The sequence below is a fragment of the Marinobacter vulgaris genome, assembly GCF_003344045.1.
GTDB lineage: Bacteria > Pseudomonadota > Gammaproteobacteria > Pseudomonadales > Oleiphilaceae > Marinobacter > Marinobacter vulgaris.
On sequence record NZ_QFWX01000008.1, the window covers coordinates 1 to 12,195 of the forward strand.

Annotated in this window: 11 protein-coding genes; all 11 read right to left on the reverse strand. The window is 54.7% G+C overall.

Annotation, left to right across the window (positions count from 1 at the left end; genetic code table 11):
• Positions 1–62 precede the first annotated feature (62 nt).
• Entirely contained in the window at positions 63–1,259 is a 1,197-nt protein-coding gene (locus DIT71_RS15985; protein ID WP_114614236.1) for a tyrosine-type recombinase/integrase, read from the reverse strand.
• Positions 1,260–1,784: 525 nt separating this feature from the next.
• Positions 1,785–2,741, reverse strand: a complete 957-nt coding sequence (locus DIT71_RS15990) for an SGNH/GDSL hydrolase family protein (protein WP_158538980.1) — start codon at positions 2,739–2,741, stop codon at positions 1,785–1,787.
• A 469-nt stretch (positions 2,742–3,210) separates the two neighbouring features.
• On the reverse strand, positions 3,211–3,564 hold the full coding sequence (locus tag DIT71_RS15995) for a zinc ribbon domain-containing protein (protein ID WP_114614238.1): 354 nt from the start codon (positions 3,562–3,564) through the stop codon (positions 3,211–3,213).
• Positions 3,565–3,569: 5 nt separating this feature from the next.
• The gene (fmdA, locus tag DIT71_RS16000; protein ID WP_114614239.1) at positions 3,570–4,802 is read right to left on the reverse strand and encodes a formamidase; all 1,233 of its coding nucleotides are present in this window, start codon (positions 4,800–4,802) and stop codon (positions 3,570–3,572) included.
• A 100-nt stretch (positions 4,803–4,902) separates the two neighbouring features.
• Positions 4,903–5,946: an AAA family ATPase gene (locus DIT71_RS16005; RefSeq protein ID WP_114614240.1), complete on the reverse strand. Its 1,044-nt coding sequence runs from the start codon at positions 5,944–5,946 to the stop codon at positions 4,903–4,905.
• A 17-nt stretch (positions 5,947–5,963) separates the two neighbouring features.
• Complete coding sequence (locus DIT71_RS16010) at positions 5,964–7,010, reverse strand: aliphatic amidase (RefSeq protein WP_114614241.1); 1,047 nt, start codon at positions 7,008–7,010, stop codon at positions 5,964–5,966.
• A 14-nt stretch (positions 7,011–7,024) separates the two neighbouring features.
• Positions 7,025–7,714: an urea ABC transporter ATP-binding subunit UrtE gene (urtE, locus tag DIT71_RS16015; protein WP_114614242.1), complete on the reverse strand. Its 690-nt coding sequence runs from the start codon at positions 7,712–7,714 to the stop codon at positions 7,025–7,027.
• Positions 7,715–7,716: 2 nt separating this feature from the next.
• Positions 7,717–8,475, reverse strand: a complete 759-nt coding sequence (gene urtD, locus DIT71_RS16020) for an urea ABC transporter ATP-binding protein UrtD (RefSeq protein ID WP_167507476.1) — start codon at positions 8,473–8,475, stop codon at positions 7,717–7,719.
• Complete coding sequence (gene urtC, locus DIT71_RS16025; protein WP_114614244.1) at positions 8,475–9,674, reverse strand: urea ABC transporter permease subunit UrtC; 1,200 nt, start codon at positions 9,672–9,674, stop codon at positions 8,475–8,477. The genes urtD and urtC overlap by 1 nt, the downstream gene beginning before the upstream one ends.
• A 9-nt stretch (positions 9,675–9,683) precedes the next feature.
• Entirely contained in the window at positions 9,684–10,610 is a 927-nt protein-coding gene (gene urtB, locus DIT71_RS16030; RefSeq protein WP_114614245.1) for an urea ABC transporter permease subunit UrtB, read from the reverse strand.
• A gap of 79 nt (positions 10,611–10,689) precedes the next feature.
• A complete protein-coding gene (urtA, locus tag DIT71_RS16035; RefSeq protein ID WP_227538181.1) occupies positions 10,690–11,949 on the reverse strand; it encodes an urea ABC transporter substrate-binding protein in 1,260 nt (419 codons plus the stop codon).
• Between the last annotated feature and the right edge of the window lie 246 nt (positions 11,950–12,195).

Genomic DNA, 12,195 nt, shown 5'->3' on the forward strand with positions numbered 1-12,195 from the left:
CCAATGCAGCAGAGCTGGCCTATTGGAAAGCTCAAAAGACGGTGGCCTAAAACACTTGACCACTACACATCGAATTCGGTCTTTGATGCCGAAAAATTCTTAAAGCAGCTTCTCATCCCATGAGCACATGCGATCAGATTGTACCGTGGGTCGACAAACCCCTTACCCCCAGATTTCAAAGACGCCCGATGGATTGCTTTGACAGTGTTGTTCAGAGCATTCTCGCTTATCTGCTCATTCTCTCCGTACCCCGGAAACACATAACGACCAGACTTCGGCATGCTCCGCAAGATCTCTATTGCTCTCGGCACCAAGGGCACTGTGTGTGCCTCGTTGGGGTCGCGATTCTTAACTTTATCGCCAGGGAGCGTCCAGACCCCCTCTTCAAAGTTGATTTCCGACCATTCAGCAAACTGGACCTCTGTCGGCCGAGCGACAGTTAGAATTTGAAACTCCAATGCGCGGGCAAAGACAGTATCTCGCTTCAAAAGAAGCTTCATGAAATCAGGCAGCTCTTGGTGCCTCATCGCGGGCTTATGCTTAGTCTTGTGAATACGTTTTGCCGGTGCTAACCACCCATCCAAGTTATCATTCCAGTCGGCAGGGTTTTTCCCGGAAACCAGGTTCCGAGAGTCCGCCATCTTCCAGATTTGGGCAATAGTTTGACGGATTCTGGTGGCGGTTGGTGTTTTTATAGTCCACAAGGGGCTAAGTACGCGCACGACGTCCTCAACGGTCAGATCGCCGATTTGGGTATCACCAATTTCCACCATGCATCGGTCTATGGCCTTCCTCAACCTGTTTCGCTGCCTTTGCGGCTTCTTACCACGGAAGGTCACTTCTTTTATTTTGTAATACTCCTCCGCGAGTTCACCAAAGGTGATTTTCTTACGCTGGCGCTCAATTTCTCTGGCCTTTCGCTCTTGGTTTTGCTCAACAGGATCTATGCCATTACGGATTTGCTCCTTTTTTTGGCGGGCCAGCTCTCGCGCCTCTCCAAGGCTCACATCCGGATATCCCCCCAGGCCGATCTCGCGACGACGAAGGCCTACAGTGGTAATCAACACCCACGAACGGGAGCCTATTTCCTGTCCAGCCGTTGGCGGCCGGCATTGCAGTGCGAGACCGTCGACCCCGCCCACTCTGTGGTAGGCGACACACAGCTCTCCAGCTATTCGCTTCTTCCCACCTTCTTTCACCACCCCATGGCGTAAATTACGCACTTGAGCAGGCCCCATTTCTGGTACTTTTTTCGGCATCGTCTAGCTCCACAATTCTTAATACCCATCAACCTACCCCTCATAATACCTGTCGTTGAATGGGCATATTTGTTACTCAACGATACCATTAAAATCAAAGGTCACAATTATTTTTATTTAAAACCAATAGTTTAGTTACCCACTGAGACATTCTGAGACTAACTGGGCCATCAGTGTGGAACCTGCCGGGGGCACCATATGGTCTTCCTCACCGATCTACGATCCTGCCCTGCAACAGCAGTGGCACGTTTCCATCGCCAATTAAAATTACCAAACCATCAATGGCCGGCTGTTCCTTTCTGAATGGAGTCTCATCGCTGGACATTTCAATGCCACACCATGGACTGCGCTTTGCAATTTATCTGAGTATTCGGGAGGCGGATACAGTTGGACGATGGCAACGGCCATCCAGGAAGCAACAACTACGGGTTAGCACTTTATCAATTCTAGTTCTGGGCACAGCTGGCAAACATCTGTGCCAGCTGTGCCAAGGTCGAACTGCAAATTATCGTTAATTAGCTGAGGCTAGGGCTTTAGAAGCTGCAAAAGATCCTGCCCTGCACGCTGGTGTACCAACGTTGTGGGATGGACGTTGTCGAAAAAGACATAGCCCGTGCAGGCTGGTAGCCGACCGTCGGCGATGCAGGAGTCATCCACGTTGGTGAAACCTACGGTTTCGGCGTCTTCAATCTGATTTGAAAGGAACTCGGCAAGGTCCCACTCCAGAATGTCTATGCTGGCCAGGGCCTCGACTCGGGCTACCGCTGCAGCCAGCTCTTTATTAAAGGTTGCAGTCAAACGTGAGGTACGCTTGTTCAGCTTTTCCGCACGTCTTTCCTCCGGCCGAGTTTGAGTGACCGCCAGCAGATTTTCCGCCACAACGTCTGTTTGAGGCGTCAGAGCCACATCCGGGGCATTGCCGACGAGGATGTTCCTAGCACCTGCCATATAAAGCTTAATCACCTGCGCTTCAATCGAAGCGACTGCATCGGAAACCCGATCAAGAGCTTCCTTACGGATGGCCTGACGCTCACGCCCGAAGGACTCAGTTACCGAGCCAGCACGAATTGCCTGAGCGTCGAAGATATCGTTGCCGCCAATAATTACAACGTAAAGTGCGGCAGGGTCGGCGTTAGATCCTGTGAACTGCAAGTATGAGTTCACCTGACTGGGTAAATTGGTGTCAAACTCGCTGTCACTTCCAAGCGCCCGGGCACCACCAATTGCGTAGTTGGTTCCTCCTCCAAAGTTCGGAATCGCCTGCAGGTCGAAGCTGCTGGCCAGGATATCAACCGCAACAGGACCATTAGAGAACCGTTCAGGAGCCACGCCACCGGTCAAAATTGCGGCGTTGCCAGTATCAGAAAGGCTGTCACCAAAAATATAAATGGAGTCAAATGCGTTTGCGCCAGTTGCAGCAAACGCCATACCGAACGTCAGACACAGCTGCTTAAAAAAACGACCGATTCGTGAATTCTTCATAGTTGTTACTCTTTTTGTCATTTTAACTGACCAGAGCTAGCCATTAGGCTTTCACTGGCATCCGGCTTGAGGATCGTTTTGTGATGCTCTATCAACAAGCATAGAAAAAAGATACGCGACCTTACATTTCGAAACAATATGGCTCATCACTCCTTTTCCCGGCGGCATCAGCGGTAATAAGCACTGCGCACCCGCCGAGTCGCGTCATTTAGGTCTATTAGGGTTTCAGTAACCCTTGTAATCCTGAGCTCGAGGGCAAATATTGGTTCGAGCCGCTGCGGTCGGTCCAGAATCGACAGCGAGGTGGCCGACCGACCAATCGCAAGTTATTCGATCTAAGGCACGGCCACTATGTCAAAGTGTCTTGAGAAGATTACACGACTGGTGCTAAAGCTGTGTTCCGGGCCTGGTCGCAAAAAAAGCCCCCGAAAACGGAGGCAAACATCACGTGACATTTCACGGCTACCAATTAGTGACTGATCATCCACGGCCTCATAGAAGGGAACATTTTCTTGCCATCGGCAGTGTAGAACAGCATTGACTTACCGGGCTTCGGGGAACCACAGCCGCAGGCGCGGCTGTGTTCCTTGTCGTGGGCCCGTCGGTCGGCGGTGGAAAACACAGGCTCGTGCCGGGATTTCTCGTTCCGGTCCTGCGCGGCCCGATCCGCTGCATTCAGGGCCACAATTTCCGGCGGCAACACAATCACCCTTGGTGAAAGTACCTTGCAGGTGGGGCATTCCACCGGTTTCGCGCTGTCTGCCATGGTCGCCAGCGTATTAAACAGGCCATGTTCGCGGCATTTGTAGTCATACACGGGCATGGTGTTTACTCCTTATCTTTTGACAGTGGCACATCCATTCCTCCACTGGTCATCTTCTTCGGCCCATCAGCCGAAGGGTTGATGTCGAAGTCGAAGATGTCCGTGGGCAACCACAGGGTGGCGCACGCATTAGGGATATCTACCACCCCGCTGATATGGCCTTCGACCGGTGCGCAGCCAAGGATCGCGTAGGCCTGGGCTCTGGTGTATCCGAACTTGGTCATGTATTCGATGGCGTTCAGGCAGGCCTGGCGATAGGCCACGTGTACGTCCAGGTAGTGCTGACCGCCTTGCTCATCTACCGATATGCCCTCGAAGATCACGTAATCGTCATAACGTGGTTTGATAACGCTGGGTTTGAACACGGGGTTCTTGATGCCGTACTTCTTGATGCCATCCTTGATCAGGTTCACTCGCAGGTGAATCCAGCCTGCCATCTCTATGGCGCCACAGAAGGTGATTTCGCCGTCGCCCTGGCTGAAGTGCAGGTCTCCAACGGATAGGCCAGCGCCATCTACGTAAACTGGGAAGTAAATCTTGGATCCGCGGGAGAGGTCTTTAATGTCGCAGTTACCGCCGTGCTCCCGGGGCGGTACGGTCCGAGCAGCTTCGGCACCCGCCTTTTTAGCGTCCTCCGGTTTCATCTGACCCATATGGGCAGTATCAGCCTGTGGCAGGGTTGCCAGTTCCGGTACCCGGTCAGGATCGGTGGCAACCAGCGCTTTTTCTCGGGTATTCCACTCTTCCAGCATGGACTTCGAAGGCAACGTTCCGATCAGGCCGGGGTGAATCAGGCCGGCGAATTCGACGTTGGGAATGTGACGGGATTTGGTGAACATGCCGCTGAAGTCCCAGATGCTTTTCTGCGCTTCGGGGAAGTGTTCGGTCAGGAAGCCACCGCCGTTCTGTTTGGAGAAGAACCCGTTAAAACCCCACTGGCTGTTATCAAAGGTGCCAATGTCCATAATGTCCACTTCCAGGAGGTCGCCAGGCTCTGCACCTTCCACGGCGATGGGGCCGGACAGGAAGTGAACCTGACTTAGGTCAACATCGCGGACGTCGTCGGCGCTGTCGTCGTTCTTAATCTGGCCACCGGTCCAGTCGTAGCACTCCACAATGAAATCATCACCGGGCTTTACTTTGGCCACCATAGGAATATCCGGGTGCCAGCGGTTATGAATCTTGTCGTTGTCGTAAGCGGACTTGTTCAGGTCAATCTTGATGATGGTTTCAGCCATGGCAGGGGCTCCTTGTTATTGGCTTACTCATTAAATTACGCCCCTACTATCCAAAATCTGGCACCGGCAGTGTATTCGCGAAATGCCCCCGGTACCTACGTCATTCAACGTATTGGTAAACCCTCACCTCTTCATTGTGCATATCTGCTTCGAATCGCTGGCATTCAGGAAATGCCAGCAACGCCTTTGCAACTGCTGGCTCCAGCCGCTGACGAAAAGCACGCAGAATTTCTCGGGCGCCATACCGGCTGTCGTATCCCTGACAGAGTTCGGTCCGTAATAGCGGCGATAACGTCAGTTCCGCATGCTTGCGGGCCAGGCGTTTATTCAGGCCGGCCAGCTCGATATCCAGCAGCGCGCCCAGCCAGTTCTCGGTGAGGTTGTTGAAGGTAAGGATCTGATCGATCCGGTTAAGGAACTCCGGGTCAAAATGGCGGCGTAGGGCGATATCCCGAATCGCCTCGCCATCTCCCGTCGTGAGCCCCAACCATCGGCGCCAGCCGCGCTGGTACTTTTGATGGCTGGCTTCGGCCTCCAGGGCTCCGGCATTGCTAGTCATGAATATCAGGGTGTTGCGGAAGTCAATTTCCCGATTGCCGGAAGGAAATACCAGCCGGCCGGTGTCCAACACGTTCAGCAGGGTGCGAACCACCTCTTTGCTGGCTTTTTCAATCTCGTCGAACAGCACAATACCGGGCTTGCTGAAAGATCCCTGCACCTTCTCCAGATCAAACAGGCTGTGGCCTTCCTTGCTGCCTACGTAGCCCGGTGGTGCACCGGTGAGCGCGGCGGCGTAGTGCTCCTGGGCCAGGGTGTTCATGTCAATACGGCAGAGCCCATCGCGACTTCCGTGAATGGCCTCAGCTATCAGCCGCACGGTTTCAGTTTTGCCGACGCCCGTGGGACCCAAGAACATGTGCACTGCCAGCGGCCGGTTTTCTTCGCCAATGTCGGCTTTCACCCGTACCAGCATTGATTCCATGGCTGCCAGGGCATCGTCCTGGCCCACTATTTTTTCCCGCAGGCGGGACATCACCACATCTGGCTCGAAACGGAACCGGGAAGCACGAACCGGGCCTGAGGCGGCCCGGTTCTGTTCAATGGTTTCCCGGTTTGCTTCCAGCCGTTCATTGATAAACGGCATGAACGCCTCCCGGGTCTTTAGGCCCCCGCCGAATTTTCTTTGCCCTCGAACGGCAAGTCGCCCACCGGGCACTCGGCGGTACCCACGGTCCTGCGCGTCATGGCTTCCACATTCTCCTGCGCCTTCTGGGCGTCCATAACCCAGGTACGGTAGAACTCGAACGGGCAGTCAGCGACGCCCTTGTCACCATCACCGGAGGCATGAACCCCGGAATAACCCCTGTGCAGCAACTTGAACAGGTGGTTCTGGGACTGGTCGTTCTGGCGGGCGTCGCGGATCTGGCTTACCGAGAGCTGAGCGTACTGAATGCCCATGTCTTCCTCGCCGCACTCGCCCAGCGTCCGGCCATCAAAACCAATAATGGCGGAGTGTCCGAAGTAGGAATAGACGCCGTCAAAACCGGCCGCATTGGCGACCGCCACGTAGCAGTTATTGGCCCAGGCCATACTCTTGGACATCATCACCTGCTGTTCCTTGGCCGGGTACATGTAGCCCTGGCAGCGCACGATAAGCTCAGCGCCCTTCATGGCGCAGTCCCGCCAGATTTCCGGGTAGTTGCCGTCATCGCAGATGATCAGGCTGATTTTCATGCCCTTGGGGCCTTCCGTGACATAGGTAGAATCGCCGGGATACCAACCCTCGATCGGGCACCAGGGAATGCACTTCCGGTATTTTTGAACGATTTCACCCTCGTTATTGATCAGAACCAGTGTGTTGTAGGGTGCCTTGTTCGGATGATCCTCATGTCGCTCGCCGGTAAGGGAAAATATCCCCCAGGTATTGGCCTCGCGGCATGCGGCCGAAAAAATAGCGGTTTCATCGCCGGGAACGCTGGCGGCGGTTTCCATCATCTCGTCGTTGTCGTACATGATGCCCATGGTGCTGTATTCCGGAAACACCACAAGATCCATGCCCGGCAGGCCCACTTTCATGCCCTTGATCATTTCTGCAATATTGCGGGCATTGTCCAGGACCTCGGCCCTTGTGTGCAGGCGCGGCATTTTATAGTTCACCACCGCCACGCCGACGGTATCGTTACTGCTGGAAATATCACCGTGTCTCATTGGTCTGCTCCTCGTTAGACTGCCAGATAACTTGCAATTTTGTCCTGATCTGCCTCTTCCCGGCTCTCTTCATGCACAATCGAGCCCTTCTCTATCACCAGGATCCGATCGGCCGCATCCATCACAAAGCTAAGAACCTGTTCCGACACCACAATCGACAAGCCACGCTCATCGCGGATCCGCCGAAGTGTTTGTGCGATTTCCTTGATGATGTTGGGCTGAATACCCTCTGTCGGCTCATCGAGCAGTAGCACCTTGGGCCGGGTGGCCAGGGCGCGAGCAATAGCCAGCTGCTGCTGCTGGCCCCCGGACAGGTTGCCGCCTGGCCGGTTCTGCATTTCTTTCAGCACTGGAAATAGCTCGTAAAGATCTTCAGGCACCTTCTTTTCACCGATTGCGGCCAGGGCCGTTTCAATGTTTTCCCGCACCGTCAGAGTGGGAAAAATCATCCGCCCCTGAGGCACAAAACCGATCCCGGCGCGAACCCGCTGGAAGCTCTTCAAATTGGAAATGTTGGTTCCGCCAAGGCTGACTTCACCACCTTTGGTGGGGGTCATACCCACCAGGGATTTCATCAGCGTAGTCTTGCCCATACCGTTGCGGCCCACCACGGCTACAATCTCGTTTTCTTTCACATCAAGATTGAGATCATCAATGATGGTGCTCTGGCCATAGGCCACCGAATGATGTTTTATGCTCAGCATGATCAGTGCCCCAGGTAGACTTCGATGACTTTCGGGTCCGCTTTCACCTTCTCAATAGACCCCTCGGACAACACCCTGCCCTGATGCATCACCGTGACCCGGTCAGCAATATCTCCGACAAACTGCATGTCATGCTCAACCACCAGCACCGTGTGGTCCCTGGTAATCACTCTGAGCAGTTCGGCAGTTTTCTTGCGTTCCGCCACAGACATGCCAGCAACTGGCTCGTCCAGCATCAGCAGATCCGGTTTCTGGATCAGCAACATGCCGATTTCCAACCATTGTTTCTGGCCATGACTGAGCGAGGCTGCCGGCTCGTACAGTGCATCCGTCAGGAAGATGGTTTCTGCCACCTCCTCCACCGCCTCGATCACTGCTCTGTCCCGTTTGAAGGCCAGTGCCCCCATCACGCTATGGCCCTGTGGGTAGGACACTTCAAGGTTCTCGAATACGGTCAGATCCTCGAACACCGATGGGGTCTGGAATTTCCGGCCCACGCCGGAATGCACGATCTGGTGTTCCTTCAGCCTGGTCAGCTCCTTGCCGGCAAACTTGATGGAGCCAGACGACGCTTTGGTTTTACCGCAGATCAAGTCCAGCACCGTGGTTTTACCGGCGCCATTGGGGCCAATGATGACCCGGATCTCCTTCGGATCGAGATAGAAAGACAGGTCGTCAACGGCCTTGAAGCCGTCAAAAGAAACAGTCAGGCCTTCTACCGCCAGCAGGAAGTCTCCGCTTTTGCGCTTGGCTGCATTCATCACGATTTCTCCGGGCTGTAGTTATCGATCACCGGCTCGTCATCATTCTCATTCGCAGCGGCCGGCTTGCTGGCCGCTGTGCCAGCCACAGGTGCCCCCTTATCCTTGTCACGCCTAAACAGACGGTCTTCCAGCGGCATGACATAACTCCGGTAAAGGCCTGCCAAACCATCCGGAAAAGCCAGCACTACACCGATAAACAAGGCACCCATGGCAAAAGGCCAGAGTTCCGGGAAGGATTCCGAGAAGCCACTTTTTGCGGCGTTAACAATCAACGCCCCGTAGACGGCGCCAAGGATTGACAGGCGACCGCCAAGAGCACAGAAAATGACCATTTCAATGGAAGCGACAATGCCGATGAACGACGGTGACATGAAGCCCACCAGCAGCGTAAACATGGCCCCTCCGACGCCGGCAAACGCAGCTGCCAGACAGAACACAAAGATCTTGAAGGCAGCCACGTCATAGCCGGAAAAACGGACCCGGTTTTCCTGGGCATTCATAGCCATCAGGATACGGCCCAGTTTTCGGTTCTGGACAAGCCGAGCCACAAACAGGCACAGGAAGAGCATGCCAACACAGATGAAATACAGCGTTGTCCGCGCCTCATCTGTGCGAATGTCCCAGCCATTCAGGGTCTGGAGATCGGTGATGCCGTTGATGCCGCCGGTAAAACCCTGCTGGCCGATAATCAGGATGGTCAGGATTGCTGCAATAGCCTGAGTGATGATGGCGAAGTACACGCCACCTACCCGGCGGGTGAACATCGCAAAGCCAATAATGAAGGCCAACAGCACCGGCACACCGATCACCGCCAGCAGTGTAAAGGAGAAGCTGTGGAACGGTTCCCAGAACCAGGGCAGCTCAGTTAGCTGGTTCCAGTCCATGAAGTCCGGAATACCAGGTGTGCTCTGGATCGCTGTGTTCTCCGGCGACGATGCCTCCAGCTTCAGGAACATGGCCATGCAATAACCGCCAAGGCCGAAAAACACGCCCTGACCCAGGCTCAGGATGCCTGCCTTGCCCCAACACATAACAAGACCGAGTGCGACAAAGGCGTAAGTCAGGTACTTGCCCACCATGTTCAGGCGGAACGGGTCCAGAACCAGTGGCAGAATGACTACCAGCAGCAGGGCCAGCAGGAGGTAATACACCCCTTCCCGGGAAACAAACCATTTAGATAAGGCTGAGTTATTCATGACAATCTCCTAGCGGCGAACCTTCAGGGCCATAAGGCCTTCAGGACGAAGCATCAAAATACCGACGACCACCAGCAGGGTAAGTACCTTGGCCATGGAGCCACCCATGAAGAATTCCATGGTGGACTGCGCCTGGGATATTCCGAAGGCGGAGACAATGGTACCGATAAGGCTCTGGGCACCACCGAACACCACAATCAGGAAGGTGTCGACAATGTAGGCTTGCCCGGAGGACGGACCGGTAGAACCGATCATGGTGAACGCAGCGCCGGCGACTCCAGCGATGCCACAACCCAGCGCGAAGGTCGCTCGGTCGATGCCGGCACTGTTGATTCCTACCGCCTCGGCCATCGGACGATTCTGAACCACTGCCCGGACCTTCGTGCCATAGCCGGAGCGATACATCAGCAGATACAGGCCCCCGGCAATCAGAAGTGCAATGATCATCACGAACAGGCCGTTGATGGGCAACTGAACCAGATCGGTTACATTGAAAGCCCCGAGCATCCATTCCGGCAGTTCGACACCCACTTCCCGGGCACCAAAGATGGAACGGTAAGCCTGCTGCATGATCAGGCTCAGGCCCCAGGTGGCCAGCAGGGTATCAAGTGGCCGGTGGTACAGACGTCGTATCATGAGCCATTCCACCAGTGCCCCTAATGCGGCACAGACCAGAAAAGCCAGGATCATCGCAATAAAGAAATAGCCGCCGAAAAGCGACGGCAGATAGGACTGGAAGAAGCCCGACGTCAGGTAGGTTGTGTAGGCACCGAGGATCATGAATTCTCCGTGGGCCATATTGATCACACCCATCTGACCAAATATGATTGCCAGGCCCAATGCCATCAGCACAAACACTGAAAACAGGGACAAGCCGGCAAACCCCTGCATGGCAAATATCGACATCACTTCACTGGTGGTATAGCCATCAAACATGACCCATTCTCCCGTTCAGACCAATATGCTTCAGGTACAGAGGCGGTGAAGCCGGCCCGCGAAGGCGCCGGCTTCATGCTTACTGGTAACCTTCCGGGAATGGATCTGGCTCCATCAGTTCTTCGGTCTCATAAACCACTTTGTACTGGCCATCCGACTGGGCCTGGCCAATGCGGGTCTTGGACCACAGGTGATGATTCTCGTGGATGCGCACGTAGCCTTCCGGAGCCTTGTTGAACTCAATACCTGCAAACTCTTCGCGGATCTTGTCGATATCGAATGAGCCGGCTTTTTCCACGGCTGCCTTCCACAACCACGGGCCCAGGTAGGCCGCCTGGGTGACGTCACCGATAACCATGTCGTCGCCATAGGCTTCTTTGAAGGCTGCCACGAACTCCTCGTTGTTCGGGTTATCCAGGCTCTGGAAGTATTTCATGGAAGCGTAGATGCCCTCGACGTTCTCACCGCCAATGCCCCGGATTTCGTCCTCGGTCACGGAGATGGTCAGCAGCAATGGATCTTCCTCTGTGAAATCAAAACCGGCGGCTTTCATCTGCTTGTAGAAGGCAACATTGGAACCGCCAACGACTGACGCAAAAATGACATCCGGTTTACGGAGCTTGATCTTGTTGATCACAGAGTTGAACTGGGTGTGACCCAGCGGATAGTACTCCTCTCCGACCACCTTCAGGCCACGCATATCTTCGATGTGCTTGCGGGCGATCTTGTTGGAGGTACGCGGCCAGATGTAGTCCGATCCCAGCAAATAGAAGGTTTTCGCGCCTTTTTCCTCTGCGGCCCAGTTAAGACTGGCAAGGATCTGCTGAGTCGCTTCCTGGCCGGTGTAAACAACGTTAGGGGACTGTTCAAGGCCCTCATAGAAGGTGGGGTAATACAGCATGCCATTATACTGTTCGATCACCGGCAGGACGGCTTTGCGGGATGCGGAGGTCCAGGCCCCAAAAATGGCTGCAACATTATCCTGACGCAGCAACTTGCGGGCTTTTTCCGCGAAGGTTGGCCAGTCACTGGCACCGTCTTCCTGAACGTACTCCACCTGACGGCCAAGCACCCCACCAGCCTCATTGATCTGGCTGATCGCCAGCTTTTCCGCCTGCACTGAACCGATCTCACTGATTGCCATGGTGCCGGTAATCGAGTGCAGTATGCCTACGGTCACGGTGTCGTCAGTCACGGCAAGGCCTGTTGTATTGACTTCTTCGGTCGGTGGCGCGGCCGCATTCGCAGTTGCCGCCAGAACCAATGAAGCGGCCAGCAGTTTGAACCTGCCGAGCCCCCACCGTCCGGTGGTGCCTCCCGTCGTCGATTGCTTGTTCATTTTCATGGTAAGTCCTCGCGTTACGTACCGGTCAGAATGTTTGTGTCGTACGCACTGCCCTCGGTTTCGATGGAGCACGCTCGATCATCATTCTGTTCGGGTTCCGCAAAAGAACCCATTCGGCAAACGCACCAGCGGCCTACGTCATTTGACGCATACCCCCGGAATAACTGTCGCGATATAAAACAGGTGTGCCCGGCTCCATATCTGCAGATCGTGCGCGATGGCACGGCTTTTGATACCTCC